Origin of the sequence: Collinsella sp. AF39-11AT (genome assembly GCF_003474585.1) — a bacterium.
In the GTDB taxonomy this organism is placed as follows: domain Bacteria; phylum Actinomycetota; class Coriobacteriia; order Coriobacteriales; family Coriobacteriaceae; genus Collinsella.
The window spans coordinates 59,840-78,321 of sequence record NZ_QROG01000002.1 but is presented as its reverse complement, the minus strand read 5'-3'; the positions used below and the strand labels follow the sequence as shown (position 1 = coordinate 78,321).

The 18,482-nt window shown below is 58.1% G+C and carries 13 protein-coding genes; 4 read left to right on the top strand and 9 right to left on the bottom strand.

The genetic code is table 11. From position 1 onward, the window contains the following. Positions 1-6 precede the first annotated feature (6 nt). The 8 genes from pglZ to DW037_RS01535 form a co-directional block, all read right to left on the bottom strand. Positions 7-2,715, bottom strand: coding sequence for a BREX-1 system phosphatase PglZ type A (pglZ, locus tag DW037_RS01570; protein ID WP_118372670.1), 2,709 nt, complete (start codon positions 2,713-2,715; stop codon positions 7-9). A gap of 23 nt (positions 2,716-2,738) precedes the next feature. Continuing rightward, positions 2,739-3,707, bottom strand: coding sequence for a hypothetical protein (locus DW037_RS01565; RefSeq protein ID WP_117629079.1), 969 nt, complete (start codon positions 3,705-3,707; stop codon positions 2,739-2,741). A gap of 188 nt (positions 3,708-3,895) precedes the next feature. After that, positions 3,896-4,450: a hypothetical protein gene (locus DW037_RS01560; protein WP_117583761.1), complete on the bottom strand. Its 555-nt coding sequence runs from the start codon at positions 4,448-4,450 to the stop codon at positions 3,896-3,898. Further along, positions 4,437-5,009 carry a hypothetical protein gene (locus tag DW037_RS01555; protein WP_117583762.1) on the bottom strand — a complete coding sequence of 191 codons (573 nt, stop codon included), beginning with the start codon at positions 5,007-5,009 and terminating at the stop codon, positions 4,437-4,439. The genes DW037_RS01560 and DW037_RS01555 overlap by 14 nt, the downstream gene beginning before the upstream one ends. 9 nt (positions 5,010-5,018) lie before the next feature. Further along, entirely contained in the window at positions 5,019-7,538 is a 2,520-nt protein-coding gene (gene pglX / locus DW037_RS01550) for a BREX-1 system adenine-specific DNA-methyltransferase PglX (RefSeq protein ID WP_117629078.1), read from the bottom strand. A gap of 66 nt (positions 7,539-7,604) precedes the next feature. Beyond that, positions 7,605-11,267 (bottom strand): BREX system P-loop protein BrxC, encoded by a 3,663-nt coding sequence (gene brxC, locus DW037_RS01545; protein ID WP_117629077.1) that lies wholly within the window; start codon positions 11,265-11,267, stop codon positions 7,605-7,607. Between the two features lie 78 nt (positions 11,268-11,345). Continuing rightward, positions 11,346-12,038 carry a DUF1788 domain-containing protein gene (locus tag DW037_RS01540; protein WP_117629076.1) on the bottom strand — a complete coding sequence of 231 codons (693 nt, stop codon included), beginning with the start codon at positions 12,036-12,038 and terminating at the stop codon, positions 11,346-11,348. Position 12,039: 1 nt separating this feature from the next. After that, a complete protein-coding gene (locus DW037_RS01535) occupies positions 12,040-12,690 on the bottom strand; it encodes a BrxA family protein (RefSeq protein ID WP_117629075.1) in 651 nt (216 codons plus the stop codon). Between the two features lie 343 nt (positions 12,691-13,033). Between DW037_RS01535 and DW037_RS10560 the strand changes: the two genes are divergently transcribed. The 3 genes from DW037_RS10560 to DW037_RS01525 all read left to right on the top strand — a co-directional run bounded on the left by DW037_RS10560 (position 13,034) and on the right by DW037_RS01525 (position 15,696). Next, a complete protein-coding gene (locus DW037_RS10560) occupies positions 13,034-13,207 on the top strand; it encodes a hypothetical protein (protein ID WP_158551585.1) in 174 nt (57 codons plus the stop codon). Between the two features lie 131 nt (positions 13,208-13,338). Beyond that, positions 13,339-14,463, top strand: coding sequence for a 3-phosphoserine/phosphohydroxythreonine transaminase (serC, locus tag DW037_RS01530; RefSeq protein WP_117629074.1), 1,125 nt, complete (start codon positions 13,339-13,341; stop codon positions 14,461-14,463). A 69-nt stretch (positions 14,464-14,532) separates the two neighbouring features. Then, a complete protein-coding gene (locus DW037_RS01525) occupies positions 14,533-15,696 on the top strand; it encodes a phosphoglycerate dehydrogenase (protein WP_117629073.1) in 1,164 nt (387 codons plus the stop codon). Positions 15,697-16,042: 346 nt separating this feature from the next. Here the strand turns inward: DW037_RS01525 and DW037_RS01520 are convergent, their stop codons facing one another. Further along, positions 16,043-17,023 (bottom strand): hypothetical protein, encoded by a 981-nt coding sequence (locus DW037_RS01520; protein WP_158551582.1) that lies wholly within the window; start codon positions 17,021-17,023, stop codon positions 16,043-16,045. 223 nt (positions 17,024-17,246) lie between these two features. On the opposite strand from DW037_RS01520, the gene DW037_RS01515 reads away from it, so the two are divergent. Continuing rightward, the gene (locus DW037_RS01515) at positions 17,247-18,467 is read left to right on the top strand and encodes a M20 family metallopeptidase (protein WP_117629072.1); all 1,221 of its coding nucleotides are present in this window, start codon (positions 17,247-17,249) and stop codon (positions 18,465-18,467) included. Positions 18,468-18,482: the final 15 nt, after the last annotated feature.

Sequence of the window (18,482 nt, the reverse complement as noted above, 5' to 3'; positions counted from 1 at the left end):
ACACTCCTAAAAACCAAAGTCAGCAACAGGGGCAAACGAAACAGCGATGGTGTACGTCTCGCGCCAAACAATCTTGCCCGACTGGGCATCGCGGCAAACCAGATAGTACGGGCCCTTGGCTGAGAATCCATCCGCCGCATGCAACGCAAACTTGACATGCACCACGCGCTCCTGTGAGTTAACAGAAGTCCTGTTGGCATGCGCCTTGACCGTATCGCTCACCTCGTTGCCGCTTGCATCGGTAAACACCAGCTCGTACTCGCACGGCAAAACCTTGCCTTGGGCGGGTTCTTCCTGGATCAAGTTGACCGAGAAAAGCGAGTTGGTCACTCGGCGTCCCTCACTAAGTACGCGCAGCGTCGCCGCGCGCGTGTCGACAAAGTCCTTGGAACCCGAGCGTGCACGCCAAAATCCGATAATGGGCACGCAGAGCTCCTGCAGGCTCACGCCGCCGTGCACGTAGTTGTTAGTGCCGCCGGGACGCCTGAAGTGCACGTTCTCGCGCGGGGCAAACCCCTCAAAGCCGGCACCCAAACGTCCCATGTCAACATTAACAAACACCCCGCGTGCCTCGTCGGAAAGCTTGTCCACGGCCTCGTTGGGCACCACCAGATGCCGCTTGCCGTGCATGACGGGAGCATCCAGGACGGGAAGGTCAGGCTTGCCGAGCATCTGGCACTCGTTGAGCTCCAGACGCGTGTAGATAAAGCCATGGTCTGCCGTTATAACAACACGTGCGCCCGGGGCGTCGGTGCACACGCGACGCGCCAACGCAGCAAGTTCCTCCACGGTGTCCGCGCAGGCATCGAAGACGTCATCCTGCGTAGCGGCCTTCTCGCCCGTGGCATCGATCTTATTGTGGAAGAGGTAGACGAGTCTTGAGTCCTTGAGCAGCGCCTTGCGCTCGGTTCCCGCCATGTTGAGGTATGCGTTCGAGCGTAAAGCGCGGGCTGTGGGCTCAACGTGGGCAAGCACGGCCTCGCGCTGCGGAGTCGTCGCAGTGGGCATGCCGTCAGCCAACACAAACGAGCCATCCGCTGCAAGCTCAAGCGCTTGGTGCGGCAGCAGCGCGGGCATGCCCACCTCGGTAATGGAGGGAAAGACCGCCTGCATGCTAGAGACCTTGACGTTGCCGCCGCGCTCGCGCTCGAGCAGAGCCGCAACGTCGCAGGCCACCTCATAGCGCAGTGCGTCGCTCACGATAACGACCGTCGTCTTGGCAGAGCCCACAAAGGTGGGCAGCACATGCCAGTAGAACTCATCCTGCCGTGCAGGGCCATCGATGTAGCCGCAATCGGCCCACTCCCCTTGCGCAGCGGATGCCCAGCAGGCATTGGCATCGGTCAAAAACCAGTTGCTGTAGAGATTCTCCGCCCAGTCCACCACAGCTCGGGCAGGCTCCTCGAGCGCATCGCACTCGACGGAACGCGCCCGCAGATACGCGGTGCACATATGGCGATAGGCAGCGTCCATGGCATACCAGTCGGACGTGTAGGCATCCCACACCTGCTGGGGTTGCGCCAGATGGAACCCGCCCGCGTGCGTCTGCCTAAAAGAGCACATATCGGCCACGGCGGCAAGCAGGTCAAAGTAGCTCTCGACACGACGGTACCAGCTTAGGTCGCAACGGCGCGCCGCAAAGGCGCGTGCGTCCTCAACACGGTCCGCACCCTGGGCAAACGAGCAGAACAGCTGCGAGAGCACAGCCTCATTGACGCACGGGAACACGTCAAGCGAGGCCAGCACATCGATTGGCAGGGTCTCGAACCGTGCAAAGAGCCCACGGGCATCCTCGACCAAACGGCAAATCTCAAATAGGTCCTCGCTCGATGCTTGGGCATCGGCGGCCTGATCCCACGTACGCACCGCTTCAAGGCAATAGGGGCCGTAGGCGGGAGCCGCATAGTTTTTGAGTCCCTTGAGCGCTCCCTCGGGAAGCGCGGTAGATGCCGCCGTGATGAGCACATGGGACGCCAGCTCAAGCAGCGCATCACGCTCATACAGCGGCCCCTCAAACCCATAGCAGCGCAGCAAAAAGGCAGAGAGGACATCGCGCACGCAGTACTTGTCCACCAACTCGGCCAGCGCCTCGGGGCCCTCGTGCAGCAGCGTGGTCATGCAGCCGCGCAGTACAAACGCGGGTCGCGCGTCGCCAAGCTCTTTACCACCAAAAATCACCGTAAGGATACCGAGTTCGATATCGGATGCGCCCGAGGCATGCGGAACGCACGCGGCAAACTTAGCACAGCGGGTCTTGGCATCAAAGAACGCCTTGTGCTCGCGCAGACTCTCGCGCACGGCGTCGATATTCTCGATACCCAACTGATCGGCCAAAAGCGAAAGATAGTCAGCCTGGAACCGAGCGGCATACAGCTCAACATCGGCAAGCCAATCGCCCTCAATCCTGCCGCGCGGGCAACGGCGATACAGCAAGATATCGTTCGCAAGGTCATCGCGGTTGATGAGCTTCTTTGCGGCAAACATGCGGCCCTCGCAGGCCTCAACAAACCGCACCGGGCGCTCAAAGTCACCGTGAGCGGGCATAACGCCGCCATCGGCCCCCGCGCCGTCGAAACCCACGGCAGCCAATCGCTCAAACTCAGGGGCAAACTCGCCGTCCGCATCGTGCCAAACCACCACACGACGCGGCACGCATGAGGGCAACGGCTGCAAAAACCGCAGCTTGAGCTGTTCTTCTACATCGATCTTGGGCATGAATATCCTTACCGTATTTGCAGTTACTTAATCTTTGCCAGCACATCCTGAAACTTGGCGTAGTTGACCTTGACGCCGTCATCCAGGTCGATCTTGATCATCTGGTCTGCCAAGTGGTGCAGTTTCTCTTCATAGACAATGGTCTCTTTGAGCTGGTCGTTGAGCTTTTTGACGCGCTTATCCAAACGCACGCGCTCGCCGCGCTCGGCACTGGCAAGGGCATCGTTGGCATAGCCGATCTGGGCACGGTAGCGCTCCTGCTGCTCATGCACATAGTCGGTGCGGATGCGAGCCAACAGGTCGGGCTGATAGCGATGCATGTAAACAAGGCACTTGAAGCCATTCTTCTTGCCACTGTCGAACAGCCAGTAGATGGGGCGCTTCTTATAGGTCTGACAGTGGTCCTTAAAGAAATCCTTTAGGAAATAGGCACGAATCACCTCGCGCGAGGTACCCTTGCCGCCGAGTGCCTCGGCAATAAAGGCCAGGTTCTGCTCAAGCGTCTCCTCGCCGTACACGGTGCGCACAAAGTCGATAAAGTAGCGCACGATGTCATCGTCAAAGTACTCGTCATCGGTAATGGGCAGCGCGTTGTCGCTATCGGGCATAAAGGTCACGTGCGCGGGATCGGGCATCTTAGCCAGATAGTCGTCGACCGTGGCGCCCTGATCGGCCAGGACCAGCCCGTCCACATCCAGCGAATAGCGGCCAAACATGCAGCCCACGGCATAGCTTATGAGCGAGGTGATCTCGTCGCGCTTGGTGCGCACGTACTTGTTGCCCTTATAGCTCTCGGGAATCTCATCGGCGGTATCGAAGATGCGCGCCACCGAAATGTACTTATCCTCGATCTCGATGGGCGCTTCGCCTTCCATGTTGTAGATCTTGGCAAAGATTCGGTTGAGCTCTTCCTCGTTAGCGCGAAGCTGCTCAAAGCGAGCATTAACCTCGGCCTTACGAGCCTCGTATTTATCTTGAAGTAATGTGGCCATGGTGGGCCGTCCTTTCGATATTGTTGAGATGCCGGCAACGAAGAAATAAAGCGTGAATCAAATCAGGGCCATCACACAACCAAGCCCGCACTCCACGCCCAGCGCGATGAGCAAAACCGAATATCCCGTATGAAGATAACTTTGTGAATCACGGCCCCGAATGCGACACATAGTTATTAGTCGTCTTTCTATTGATTACGCGGCTTACAAGGACATTGCTCCATGCACGATTCAGGGAATATGAACTCGTAGCCGGGTTCGAAGAAAGCCGCCCTAAATTTCGTGCAGGCATCGTAAACGTCGTCCACAACTTTCTTCCCGTTTAAAGCAAGTTCTTTAAAGTCATTATCAAAATGCTCTTCATAGTGCTCAAGGGACAGCAAGTTATGCATTAGTTTGTTACGTAATTTGACCCACAACCTCACTTCAGCGAATAACTCAGCTGAAAAAGAGCTGCGAACACGAGACACATCTGCGTTATATAGTCTTTCAACACACTTGATCTTGGTCCCGATTGCCAATTGGTTGCTTCCCTTACGGCATTTGCCGCCATTAACGCAATATTTGCAGTTCCGCTTATATTTGTCTAACACTCGAAAGAAACGATTCTCGAGACACGAATAGATTAGCCAAGCGGCTTCGAAGTAGAGCCCTCCCTTAATCGATTCATCAATCTTATTTAGGAAAAAATCATGCATCGTTGCCATATCGCAGCGAACGTCAATAGACTCATTTTGCTTCATTTGGTCCATCCTCTACTAAGAGTTTGGAAAGAACGACGGGCATCAATCTCCTGGCGTAATCATCAGCTATCTTCTCAAAAGGAATATTCCTATACGATCTCGCAAATATCTCCTGGCTATTACGTGGGTCTTGTCCCGAAGCAATTGCATTGATCAACTTGTCCTTAGAGAACTCAAGAAGTGACTCGCGCTGTGCAACATGGCCTTGAAACTCCGTTGCGGAAGAGCTGACAAAATAGTCATGATGGCCTATCTCGTGTAGCGTTGAATACACACAATATAAGAAACAGTCAGGCAATAAAATGCCGTTGAACTTCCGCGCGGAGGTTTTCGCACTCATAAGAACCAACTCATATGCTGCCCGAGACGCTATCTGCGCTTTCTCCTTTTCTTCAATTTCAAGCAAAGAAACAGGAGCGATGATTACGACATCTTCATCCGAGTCGTATTCAAAGAAAGTGGCGTTGTTTAACGAGATACGAATTCTAACATCAGAATCTAAAACGCGTTTAATTTTATTGGCAAGCTGAAATGCCGTCTGGTTAAGATCGATACACATACAGGTCTCCTAAACAAGGGGATTGTGACCAAAATCCCATGAGGTTTCGAAGGAGTTGTAATCTGCTTCCGACGCATCAAAGCAACGATGCGCCAGATCTTCGACGATGGAATAGTCTGAAGCAGAGGGTCGAATAACAGGCATGTTATTCACAGTGCCTGCCCCAAAATTCAACGTAGGGTTCAAAAAGCTAAAGGCTGAAGCAGCTACAGAAGAGTTCAGCAGGGCAGAAAGGTAGGAAACTCCAAGCTCCTTAGTTGAGAAAAGGCCATTAGCGCCGGAATCAAAAATAAAACCCTGGCGATATAGACGGCAGTTAAATAGCCCCGAAGTTACGCCCGTCCAAGTAAGTCCAGGCTTAAAGTAAAAGCGCTCGTTGCTTATCTTCCATCCAAGATCATCGCCCAATTCTGGGTATACAGCCTTAGTGTTAGCCTTAATCTCTTCACCATTATTAAACCAGTTAACAACGTAGTCATTGTTTCCGTACCATCTGCGAAAATTGCCTCCTTTATTGTAAGGAACCCATCGAGCACCACTATTGATTTGCTCCTCAGCAGAGCAACATCCGATAACCATGTCGCTCAGACCGACTTCATGCCACAATCTCAAAAATCTTGCATTGTCGCCCGTACGCATGCCTATTCCAGCAAAAGCTTCATCGCGAATGGAATGTCCCCCAAACGCTTCGAGCATAGCGTCGCTGGCCCAGTAGGCTATGGGGGTGCTGGGGATCTGCTTGAAGGCGTCGGCGTTGCGGCGGTAGAACCAGCCGCAGGTGGGGTTTTGGATGGCCTCCTTCAAAGCCGCATCCTTCTCACCGATTTTTTGATTCAACTTAAAATAAGCACCCTTATAACCAGGAATATGATTCGACTGAATGACCCATCCGGTATTGGCGTCAAACACGTCAGGGTGGGCATTCGAGCCGCGAGTATCAATGAGGGCAATTAGGGTGTGTTTATCTACAAGGGTGTTGCGCATACGCTCGAAAGACGAGAGATACATACACGTATCAGAGGTAACCAGAGATACCGTACCCTTAGCGCTCGCAAAATCAATAATTCGCTCGATAAAGCACGTGCAGAGATCGCTCTTCGTGTCGGGGTAGTTCTTCTTGACCCACTTACTCATAAAGGGGTTGAAGCTGCTGCTACCCATGTACGGGGGATTTGCCACGGTGCAAGTGAAGCGACGTGATAGCTTCTCGCAGATTGCGACCGCGCTCTCAAGCTTGTCCTTGGTCGCGGCGGCAAAAAGGTCGCCCGCGCAGTCGGCCGCAGCCGCTTTGAGCTTCTCGATCTCGGCATCTGTCGGATTGAGCAGCGAACCGATCTCGCCCAAATGACTCAGCTCCTCGGCGAGCTTCTTGTTACCCGGCAGCTCGTCCTCCCCTAGCGGGATGCTCGAGAGCACGGTAACGTCGGCGCGAACGCCACGCCTAAAGAAGCGACGGTCGTGCTCGCGGGCGCACATGGCAAGCGCCAGCTCCGCGATCTGTGCCGCGCGGGAATCGATTTCCATACCTGCAAGGTTTTTAGTAAGAATGAGCTCGGGAATCTCGCGCTCACGATAGCCGCGCTCCTCGTACATGGCAAAGAGCAGCTCAAACGCATAAACCAGGATATGGCCCGAGCCGCACGCTGGGTCGCAGAGCGAAATCTCCTCGGGACTCGAGATGCGGATGAAGTCCTCGTGCTCAGCATCGGGCTCGATGTAATACTCCATGCGCTCGCGTAACGAACTCCCCGGATTGTTGAGCATCCACAGACGGCCGAGCGAGTTCTCGACCATATAGCGTACGATCCACTCGGGGGTGAAGAGCTGCGTGGCGGGCGCGATGTCCGCCGCCGCTGCCTTGCGCTTGGACTTGAAGAACTCGTCTTTAACGTCGGCATTGTAGTGCTGATACATCCAGCCCAGAACGGTCACGCCCTCGCGCCAGTCCTCGTCAGCGAGGACGGCATTGAGTTTGCCCACCACGCCGTCAGCCATCATGAGGCCCTGGGGCAACAGCAGCTCCATGGCTCCGCCCACGCGTTCAAAGACGCCCGGCAGGCAATCGGCAAGCTCCTCGCACTGAGCAACAAACAGGTAGCGCCACAACGGTTCATCCAAGCCCGCCATTTTGAGCTCGGCTATGCGATCGGTATCGGCCGTCGTTATCTCCACATCCAGTGCGTTCTCCACGGCCTCGCTGCCATGGCTGCCGTCCGCACGACTCAGCATGCGCATACGGCTGGGAAGCCATCCGCGTGCATCCATGAAGCGAATGGCCACGATGCGGTTGAACCAGGTGTAGGCCGCACGGTCTCGCAGCGCCTCGTGACCCACCTCTGCCTGCATACGCAGCAGTTCGTCGCGTTGCTCAATCTCAGCCGGACTTAGGGGCAGGCCGTTGACGGTCTCGGACCCAACGGGCGCGGGTGCAGGTTCGGTGATGCCGTAGCGCACCATCTGCGCCTCCACGCCTTTGATGAGCTCCGTACGGGCCCAGGTGCAGAAGCTCTTAAGAGCAGAATCGTTCATGGTTGATGAGCCTTTCTAAACGCCATAAGCCACCGGTGCGCGCTTTGGCACCGGTGGCTCCGCGGGTTAGTTGATACGGATCTCGTCGTTTGCAGCGAGCGCCTGCATAAGGCGGGAGCGTAAGTCGTCCACGTAGCGCTCCACGTCCTCTGCGGACAAGAGACGACTCGGCTTGGCCAGATCGGCGCGGCGCACAGCCTTGATCTTGCGCTGGGGCTTGGGCGCGGGCACGGGAGCAGACGATGCGGCACCCTTGTTGGAGACCTTCTTGACCACCTCACCCGTACTCATGACCTCGGTGGTGCGGCGCTCGTTGTCCATACGCACGCGGGCCTCATCCACAGCGTCGTACATCTCGTTGGCCGCCGCACTGAGCCAGTCGCCCCAGTTAGTTGCAACAACGCTCAGTTCGTTGAGACTTTGAGCGCTGTGGGCACGGTTTTTGAACGACTCGTATTTGGTGCCGGCGCTCGCTATGGCATCCTTGGCCTGGTTGACAAAGCCCTTTTGACTCTCGGCCTGCGCCCGCAGGTCTTGCAGGTCGCTCTCGATGCGACACAAAAACTCATTGCGGCGGATACCCAGCAGCTTTTTCATGTCGTCCTCGACGGGATCCATAAGCGGCTGCAGGTCTTTAATACGGCCGTAGGGCTTGGGATCTTTGAGGATCTCACGCACCTTTGCCACGTTCTCCACCGCGCTGGGAATGTCATCGGAGGCATACTCGATACCCTCGGTGCGGTTCAAGAAATCCCTGGCGTGGTCAAACGCTGTTCGTTGATTGGACTCGACGAACTCAACCACCTTGTCAAAGTCTTCCTTAGCATCGAGCAAGCGCTCCTCATGCTTGGTGAACGTGGTCAAGAACGCCTCGGCCTCGTTCTGGTCCTTAAGGACGTCGGCCACCTCCGAGCGCATCTTCTCGCACTCGTCCTCACCGGGATACGGGTAGGCCGGCTTGATGCCCGTGTAGTAGTCGCGTGCTATGGCGAGGCACGCCTCGCGCAAGCCCTCAAGGCGCTCTTTGAGCTCGGCCACGAGCTTATCCTCGTTGGAGGGCACGGTCTTGAGATCAAACAGGTCACACATGAGTTCGCCCGCGGCGCGTAGCAACCGGTCGCTCATGCGCATGCGCAAGCGCACCTGGGCCTTATCGGCATCCTTGCGCAGGAGCGCCACCATGCGGCTGTCGTTAGCTTGAACCGTCTGACCGCCAAACAGCACCTGCGCGCGCTGCTCCACCACAAGCTGCGCCACCACATTTGCGATGTCGACCTCGCGCCAGCCAAAGGGCCTTTGCTGGTACTGGCGCTGGATATCGCCCATAGCGGTATCCAGGTGGCGCTGGTGCTGCACTTTGAGGTAGTCCTCGACCTCCTTGAGCGCACGCGTGTTACCCGCGTCCATGCCAGCGAGCCCCACTTGAACGTTGCCCGCCAGAGTGGAGCGAATATCGGAATCGCTCGTGACCGGCGCACCGATATAGTCGGCCTTATCAAAGACCACATCGCACAGCTGCGCCAGCACTTGCTCAAAAACCTGAACGGGTTTGGCCGCGCGGACCTCAACCATGCGGCCGTTGACCGCGCAACGTGCATGGAGCACGGCCTCGCTCAAAAGGGTATCGGCCTCTTTCTCGTTATAGGCCGCCTCGCGCATCTTGGACTCGACGATCTGGCGCGTACTCGGCTGAAGCTCCTGGAGATTTCGCGTCTTAGCGTACTTGCGGATCTTGGCGGCGTTGACGAGTGGAGCCCAATAATCCACCTCGTCGCTCAAGGCCACGATGGCCTTATCCACGGATTTCAATGCCAACTCGGCATCGTCCGAACGGCCCAGATCGCTGGCCATGGTCACCACGGAAAGTGCCATGCCGCCCATGTTGGATCCATGAATCGAGCCATCCACGTAGCGGTCAAAGGGGAAGTCGTTGGCCCCGCGGTTGAGTTTGCGCGCAGTGTAGATGCTTTCGAACAGGCGCTTCTTGATGTATTCAATCACCTTCGCGTTGTCGATCGGGGTGCGTGCGATCTCCTGCGCTATCTCCTGCTCCTCGTCGGTGAGGAAGCTATAGGTATCGCCCTGGCGTGCCACGTAGTTCTCGCGCTCCAAACGGGCGAGAGATTCCTTGACGCGGTCCTTAAGGGCGCGCTTGTCCACGTCCAGGCTATCAATCATAAGGATGGAGATGTTCTCGACCGTGGCCTTGACGTAGCCGATGTAGCGGATCAAGTACAGGAGCTTAAGCACCCGGACATCGTAGCTCTCAAGACCCTCTGCGTTTTCAGCCGCGCGCTCCGCACAGACGACGACTTGAATGATGCCGTGCTCCAAATCCTTGGAGATTGTGTCGAAGAAGCGCCAGAACGGCACGAGTGCACCAGTCTGGTCATGCTGGATGGCCTGAGCGCTCTCCTGAAACGCGCTCAGCATGGAGCGCTCGCCCGTGGACATGTGCTTGGCCTTAACACCATGCTTGCGTACCTCGGTCATCACGTCGGGCAGGAGCTTAAACTGGTAGCCCACAAACGGGTAGCTGGCCACAAAATCCTTGGAGTTGGCGTAGCCGGCAAGGTCGGAGCGCGAGCCGCCCTCAAAGGTAAAGTTGTTTTTGAGGACGGCGGCGTCTTGCTCGTAGACCTGTGCAAGCATATCGGCCGCCGGCGCGGTCTTCTCGAGCACACGGCGTTGGATGACCTCGTCCACGCTGGAGCTGGAGAGCGAAAGGCGGGTATTGAAACGGCCCTGGATCTTTGAAAAGTCGTTGCCCACGGGCAGGCTCAGGTTGTCGATGGCCTCCTGGCTCGTAACCATTACCCACACGCGGCCACCGCAGGCGGCACCCAGCTCCTCGACGATGGTCTGAAGGCTCAGCATAAGGCTTGGGTCCTGGTCGTTTGTAATAAACTGACCCACCTCGTCGACCATAAAGAGCAAACGGAAGTTGCCACCGTGGGCCGCTGCCTGAGCGTCCACGTAATCCTTGACCTTTTTGGCAAAGACATCGGGGGCCAAAACCTCGTCCTCAGAACCCTCGAGCCAGTTCCATGCGGCCTTTTCGCTCATGCCGAGCACGCTCTGCAGCACCTCGACGACGTCGTCCTCAAAGTAGCTGTAGGTGTCGCGGGCCTGGAGCCAGGACTCGCCGTTGACGCGCTCAAAGGCCTCGCGGAACTCCTGGGTCTTGCCCAGGCAATCGATGTAGTCCTCGAGCTTTGCAAGCTTGAGGTCCTCGCCGTAGAAGCCGCGCGCCTCGTAGAACATGCGCTCAAAGCCGCGAAGCAGCGCCGTGGGAGCCGTATCGCCCTGCTTCCACTGACCCGCCTTGCTATCGATGTTAAAGAGGATGGCCTGCGTGGGCACCGAGCAGGCGCGCTCCATGGCAGCCGCGACCATGGGGTCGACGATCTTGCCGTCAAAGTAGCGGATGGCGCTCTTGCCGCCGATCTGGCGATTCTCGAGCAGGTAGCTCAGCATCTTGAGGAAGTGCGATTTACCGGAACCGAAGAAACCACTGATCCACACGCCGATCTTGTCGGTGCGCGCATCGATGGCATCGCCGTAGGCCTTGAAGAACGTGGCAAAGTGCCTCTGCAACTCGCGCGTCACCACGTACTCGTCAAGCTCCTGGCGGATGGACCCATCTTTTGAATCCTGGACCTTGACCACGCCGTTGATGGAGCGGTTGATGTCTTTTGCAAAGAGGTCGCGAATGATCGTGTTGTCCATGGGTGCTCCTTTGGGTTTGGGAATGTTATGGCAAAGGGTTGTTACCGGCGGCAGGGACTTGCCTGCGGGGAGCCGTGCTTACGAGATATCGATGGCGCGGTAGTAGTTGTCGGCCGGCAGACGGTTAAAGAGCTGGAAAGAAGAGCCGTTGAAACTGCCCGGATAGGCGGCGACCACAGGCACCTCATCAAAATCCGCAAGCATGCAATGGAGAAGCGTGTGCATGCGAAAGAATGGGAAGACCTCGCCCGCGCCGGTGAGGAGAACGACGTCTCCAGGCGCGTGCGGCTCGGTCTGCTCAAGGATGTACGCGGCGACTTTCTCGGGCGAGGCGAACTTGGCCACGTCCTTGAGCACGCGCTGGGTACCGCGGCGCTCCTCTTGGCGTGGGATGGCCTTAAGGACACGGCGCTTTTCGAGAATTGCCAGCACGGCGTCGTAGAGGTTCACGACCTTGAGCGTGCACGGAAGCTTGTCGGCCTCGGCATCGCGTGAAAGGGCGTCAAATAATGCACGCGCTTCAAACTCCAGCGCAGGGTCATAGCAAAAGGTGTGGAAGCCGATCTCATTGCCTATGCCCTTGTTGGCCAAAAAGTCCTCGCTGCACAGGCACTCGCGCAGAAGCTGCGCGCGTCGCTCAAATTCCTGATGGGCGTGCTCGGAGCGGACATGCGCCGCCACGACGCTCTTACGGGAATGGATGCCAATATTGGTGGTGAGATCGGTCGCCGGGGTGATAGCAGGTTCGGCGGCGTTGTTGACGGGGGCCACGCTACATCACCGCCCTGCCGGTAAGGGCCGCGATAAGCGACTGCTCGCCCAGCTGGACCAAGGCTCGCTCGACATCGGAATCGAGGAAGAGTGGTGACAGGCGCTCAGACTCCGGCCCCTGACCCTCGCCGATAAGGGCGGCATGGCGGAGCGTCTGGCGGAGCGAGCCCTTAATGCGCTTGACCGTGGCCTCGGTCCAGCGGGCCGCGTCCGGATACTCCGTGGTAAAGCGCGTCATAAAGGCGTTGAGGTCAACCGCCGTGAAGGCATAATCAAAGTTTTGCAGGCGCTCCCCTACCTCGACGAGCACGAGCTCGCGCACGATGTCGTAGCGGCAGATCATGCTGTAGAAGATGGCCTGGTCCGCCTGCGTGGGGGTGCCAGATGCCATGAGGCTGGTTAGGGATGACGCAGCCTCGACGGCGGTTTTGGGGTCGATGCCGCGCGCGGCGCATGCGGCGTCCGTGGGCACCATGGCGTCGAGGCGGCGAAGGCACACGGTTGCGCGGTTGGCGACCATGCGCTCCGTGGGATATTGAAAGAGGTTCTCGCTCTTTACGCGTACAATGACCTGCTCGTCGCTTGCGCCCTGCATACGAAGGGCAGCGACGATGCGCATCTCATGCGGGAGGAATTGCTCGCGGGTGAGCACCCCCCCCCCCCGAACGCTTTTTGTGGTTATATCCACAGTACACGCTCCAAGGGTGTCAAAGGCTGTCACAAGTGCGCCGCAACCCGGCAGGCAGGTGCGGCGCACATGACAATAATCATACCTGTTGGTAAAAAAGTTACCACGCCCAGAGTGTCAAATGTTGAGCAACAAAATTAAATCCGGTCAACGGTCATTTTCGCAGCTCAGAAGCTTTGACGAGATCGCCCCAAATCACACTTGCCAGACAACCGCGCTTACGAATGCAGGCACGCACACGCCCAACGCCATCCTCCGCTATATTCAATATAGAGTTATACATATGCTTCTATGTAAGGAGTTTCGTATGCCTGTCGTAAAGTCTATTTCTGATCAGACGCGCGCACTAACTACCATTCAGGAACGCGAAGATCACATTCAACGTGCCATCGCTCGTGGCTATGACGACCTCACCAACGGTCGAGTGCGCCCCTGGAAACAAGCGAAGGCCGAGGCGGATCGGATACGAGCCTCGAGATAATCCCTCCCCCATGTAACCATCCTGTAAATCATAGCGGCGCACTCGAGTTTTACCGTGATGCGGTCGCGCCCGGCGCTCCACTGTGCTAAAGTATCCCGAACGTTCAAACGACTCCGAGGGGGACCTAGAAGATGGCACGTGTGCACAACTTCTCAGCAGGCCCGGCCGCACTGCCCACCAGCGTGCTTGCCGAGATCGCCGACGAGATGATGGACTACCGCGGTTGCGGCATGTCCGTGCTCGAAATGAGTCATCGATCTAGTATGTACCAGCAGATTATCGACGACGCCGAGGCAACCCTGCGCCGCCTGCTGAGTATCCCCGACAACTACCGTGTCCTGTTTTTGCAGGGCGGCGCCACGCTGCAGTTTGCGGGCATCCCCATGAACCTCATGCGCCGCGGCCGCGCCGGCTACGTCGTCACCGGCAACTTTGCCAACAAGGCGTACAAGGAGGCCGCCAAATATGGCGAGGCCGTGCTGCTCGCGAGCTCCGAGGACACCAATTTCGACCGCATTCCCACCATGGCCGACGTCAACGCGCGCATTGCCGCCGAGGCCGCGGGCGACGGGCTCGACTACGTCTACATCTGCCAGAACAACACTATCTTTGGCACCATGTACCACGAGCTGCCCAACTGCGGCGATGTGCCGCTGGTCGCCGATGTCTCGAGCTGCTTCCTGTCGCAGCCGCTCGACGTTGAGCGCTACGGGCTCATTTACGCCGGCGCACAGAAAAACGCCGGCGCTGCGGGCGTGACCGTGGTCATCGTGCGCGACGACCTTATCGCAGATGGCCCCGCCTTTGCGCAGACGCCGCAGTACCTGGACCTTAAGACCCAGGCCGCCAAGGGCTCCATGCTCAACACGCCCAACACCTTTGGCATCTACGTATGCGGTAAGGTGTTCCACTGGGTCGAGGAGACCGGCGGACTTGCCGCCATGGCCGAGCGCAACTGGGCCAAGGCCAACCTGCTCTACGACCTGCTCGAGCACAGCGAGCTGTTCCACGGCACCGCTCAGGCCGACAGCCGTTCCATCGCCAACGTCACCTTCCGCACCGGTGACGTCGAGCTCGATGCGGCCTTTGTTGCAGGCGCCGCCGAGCACCAGATTCAAAACGTCAAGGGCCATCGCCTGGTAGGCGGCATGCGCGCCAGCGTCTACAACGCCGTGACAATGGAAGACGTACAGGCACTGGCCACGTACATGAAGGACTTCGAAGCACAGCATAGTTTGAGCCCGCGATCTAACTAGCCCGCAACGCGCGGGCCGACCAGCCACTTCAAACCACTTGTTTTAAACAAACCTGCTAAGGAGTTTTCCATGCGCAAGATCAAGACCATCGACGACATCACCAAAGACGGCAAAGTCGAGTTTGGCGAGGGCTACGAATTTGTGAGCACCGCCGAGGAGGCCGACGCCATCCTGATGCGCTCGACCGACCTGCACGGCTACGAGCTGCCCGAGGGCATTCGCGCCATCGCCCGCTGTGGCGCCGGCGTCAACAACATCCCCGTCGAGGAGTACGCCAAGAAGGGCGTCGTCGTCTTTAACTCGCCCGGCGCCAACAGCAACGCCGTCAAGGAGCTCGTCCTGGGCATGCTGGTGCTTTCGAGCCGTGGCGTGGTGCAGTCGATGAACTGGGTGCGCGACAACGCCGACGACCCCGCGATTCAGGTCGATGCCGAGAAGGCCAAGAAGGCCTTTGTGGGCCGCGAGCTCAAGGGCAAGCGCATCGGCGTCATCGGCCTGGGCAACGTGGGCTCCAAGGTCGCCAACGCCTGCGTCGATTTGGGCATGGACGCCTACGGCTACGATCCGTTCATTTCCGTTGAGCACGCGTGGGTGCTGAGCCGCGAGGTGCAGCGCGTGGGCACACTCGAGGATCTGTGCCGCGGCTGCGACTACCTCACCGTGCACGTGCCCAGCAAGGCAGACACCATCGGCATGATCAGCACCGAGCAGATTAACCTGCTGGCACCCAACGCCGTCCTCATCAACTACGCGCGCGAAACCATCATTGACGAGGACGCCGTCGACGCTGCCCTGCGCGAGGGCAAGCTGAGCTGGTTTAGCTGCGACTTTGCCACGCCCAAGACCGTCAAGATGCCCAACACGTTTGTCACCACGCACTCGGGCGCCGGCACTGGCGAGGCCGAGGCCAACTGCGCCGATATGGCCATTAGCGAGCTCAAGGATTACCTGGAGAACGGCAACATCGCGCACAGCGTCAACTACCCCGCCTGCAGCATGGGCAAGGCGCGCGCCGCAAGCCGCATCGCCTGCCTGCACGCCAACGTGCCCAACATGATTGGCCAGATCACGGCAATCCTTGCTAAGGACAACGCCAACGTGCAGCGCATGACCAACGAGTCCGCCGGCGAGAACGCCTACACCATGTTCGACACCGACGAGCACCTGGACAGCAGCACCATCGAGGCGCTCAAGCAGATTCCGTCGATGTATCGCGTGCGCGTGATTAAGTAGCGCCGGCGCCAAACCTGCCAGACAGACCACGAAGCCCATTCGCCCCCCGTTTTCACGAAACGGGGGGCGATTTTGTTGCTCCGGATGACTTTAAAATGATACCCAGAACAAGTTTTTTCAGATAATCGATAGTGAGGCTCCAGTCGCTAAGCACACCCGCTTTGATAAACAGCTTTATCAGGGACTTTAGTAGGTAAAAATCGGTCTCTATGTGCCGAATGTAAGTTGACTGTCCATTTTCCGAAACAACTTATTCTAGGTAGCATTTTTAAGGCCCGTCCAAGGCAAAATATAAGTATTTTGCGACCAAAACTCTAGTCCGCGCGACCATTTTCCGCCCGCGCGGCTACATTCCCGCCCAATCGATAAAAATCTCCTCACGAAGCCGCCGTTCGAGCTCCTGCTGCCGCGGCGTCTTGTCTTTCAGCGGCACATCGAGATAGGACATGATGAGCTCCATCACCACGCGGAAGGCATCGGAATCGGCCAGCTGACCATAGGTCATCAGAACGACGGGATATCCCATGGCTTGCAAAGCCGTCGTTCGATCGGAGTCCGAGATCTTGGATTCTATGGATCCGTGTATGGCTTTACCTTGGCATTCAACCAGGCACTCTCGGCTGCCGTCCTTATTTGCCAGCAGAATATCGGCATAGCGCCTATCAAGCCCCGAAATCAGGCGGGCACTGCGCGTCAAGCGAATCTCGACGTTATTGGTAAGGCGCAGCCCTTCGCCGCCGCGCAACCTCGTAAGGCCAAACAGCATCGAAGCCTGGACCTCGAGCGGCGATGCCGCCACCCCCGTAATGCATTTCGCGGCACGCGTGAACGATTTAGCGCCGCGGAGCCCCGGGATCTTATCGACGTACTCGGTAAGCTCAGAGAGCTCGATCAAGGGAGGTCGTTTCCACAAGTCCGTTGGATTCCCCGAGACATCCTTTACGTTTTCCCAGCCCGACCGTGCGTCACCCCACCGGCCCCCGTATGCCTGCTCAAGTGCCGACTTTACCTGAGGTGCAATCTTGCACACGGCAAAGGTGCCGCACATCTCATACATGCACATGATTAGACGCTCGTTTGAGACCGAGGAAGCCAGGGTCAGCAGGGTAAAGAGTGGGGACGCAACATCGAGGCCAAACTCCGTCTGCCGCACGGAATCAAACGGCCTCTCCCCGTTCCAAACATGCCTGACAATGCGATCGCCCTTACGTCCGCAGCTGCCCTGCGCCAACACGTGTAACGGGGTGCCCAGGAAATGCGTGACGAGCGGATGCTCACATAGGTGCTCCCTGCGCGGATCGTCCGCAGAATCGGGCAGGTCCGGCATTATTGCCAAGACCTGTGGAGGTATCCGGTGATACCGAAAGGCAGATATGTCGCACAGCATGTCGTCCATGAAGGGTACGTACCCGCTGCGTCGCTTGTGAACCCGCTCGGACGGCAAACGCGCTGGCTCGGCCTGCGAACGGTAAATACTGCCACGCCCACGTCGCGGATCTCTCAGGAGGCTTACAATCGGTTTGGAAAGCAAACTGATTGTGAGGTTGCATATGGTTGATGAGGACTTTGCCTGGCGGCTTACGCAAGGACTCGTGCGGATCGACAGCTCAGACCCGGGCGCGTATGAGGATGAAATTGAGCGCTTCATTAAGAGGCTCATTGAGCAGCAGCTGGCACAACTTGATAGTTCTGCGCTCGATGCCGTGCAGATTGAGGAGCTCGAAGTGCTGCCCGGGCGCCGCAACCTTAAAGTCACCGTGCCGGGCCAAAGCGACGAGCCGCGGCTGGTCTATATCTGCCACATGGATACCGTCACCTTGGGCGATGGCTGGGACGCAGACATCGCACCGCTTGGGGCGGTTGTGCGCGACGATAAACTCTATGGCCGCGGTGCCTGCGATATGAAGGGTGGCCTGGCCTGCGCCATTGCCGCACTGGTCCATACGCTCGAGCGCGTGGCGGCGGATGGCGCGCTGCCACGCCGCGGCTTTTCGCTCATCTGCTCGGTCGACGAGGAAGACTTTATGCGCGGCTCCGAGGCGGCCATCAATGCCGGCTGGGTCGGCTCGCGCGAATGGGTGCTGGACACCGAGCCCACCGACGGGCAGATCCAGGTGGCGCACAAGGGGCGTACGTGGTTCGAGATTGAAATGGCTGGCGTGACGGCGCATGCAAGCCAGCCTTGGAAGGGCGCCGACGCCGTCGCCGCCATAGCCGAGGTCGCGTGCTCGCTTCGTCGCACGTTTGCGACGCTACCTTTACATGAGGAGCTGGGGCCATCGACCATCACGTTTGGACAGATCGAGGGTGGCTACCGTCCCTATGTCGTGCCCGACCACGCTAAGGTCTGGGTCGATATGCGCCTGACCCCGCCGACTGATACGGCCGCCGCGACGCGCATGGTAGAGCAGGCCATCGCCGTCGCCGAAGCCGCCGTTCCCGGTTGCCATGGCAGCTACACCGTGACGGGCGACCGCCCCGCCATCGAGCGCGACCCGAACTCTCCCCTTCTAGCAGCGCTCAAGCGTGCCGCCGATGACGTGACGGACGCGGACACGACCGTCGGCTTCTTTACCGGCTACACCGACACCGCCGTCATTGCCGGCAAGACAGGCAACCGCAATTGTATGAGCTACGGCCCCGGCTCGTTGGCGCTCGCACACAAGCCCGACGAGTATGTGCCCCATGCCGATATCGTTCGCTGCCAAAACGTGCTCATCGTGCTTGCCGATAACACGCTCTGGGACGCAAGCGGCCAAGTTGGGGCATAATAAGCCGCGAACAAA

Excerpts from the sequence above, each read along its gene's own strand:
- DW037_RS01560 (WP_117583761.1), bottom strand. The coding sequence starts at position 4,450 with ATGAAGCAAAATGAGTCTATTGACGTTCGCTGCGATATGGCAACGATG.
- DW037_RS10560 (WP_158551585.1), top strand. The coding sequence starts at position 13,034 with ATGCCTGTCGTAAAGTCTATTTCTGATCAGACGCGCGCACTAACTACC.
- pglZ (WP_118372670.1), bottom strand. The coding sequence starts at position 2,715 with ATGCCCAAGATCGATGTAGAAGAACAGCTCAAGCTGCGGTTTTTGCAG.
- DW037_RS01555 (WP_117583762.1), bottom strand. The coding sequence starts at position 5,009 with ATGTGTATCGATCTTAACCAGACGGCATTTCAGCTTGCCAATAAAATT.
- serC (WP_117629074.1), top strand. The coding sequence starts at position 13,339 with ATGGCACGTGTGCACAACTTCTCAGCAGGCCCGGCCGCACTGCCCACC.
- pglX (WP_117629078.1), bottom strand. The coding sequence starts at position 7,538 with ATGAACGATTCTGCTCTTAAGAGCTTCTGCACCTGGGCCCGTACGGAG.
- DW037_RS01525 (WP_117629073.1), top strand. The coding sequence starts at position 14,533 with ATGCGCAAGATCAAGACCATCGACGACATCACCAAAGACGGCAAAGTC.
- brxC (WP_117629077.1), bottom strand. The coding sequence starts at position 11,267 with ATGGACAACACGATCATTCGCGACCTCTTTGCAAAAGACATCAACCGC.
- DW037_RS01565 (WP_117629079.1), bottom strand. The coding sequence starts at position 3,707 with ATGGCCACATTACTTCAAGATAAATACGAGGCTCGTAAGGCCGAGGTT.
- DW037_RS01520 (WP_158551582.1), bottom strand. The coding sequence starts at position 17,023 with ATGCCGGACCTGCCCGATTCTGCGGACGATCCGCGCAGGGAGCACCTA.
- DW037_RS01515 (WP_117629072.1), top strand. The coding sequence starts at position 17,247 with ATGGTTGATGAGGACTTTGCCTGGCGGCTTACGCAAGGACTCGTGCGG.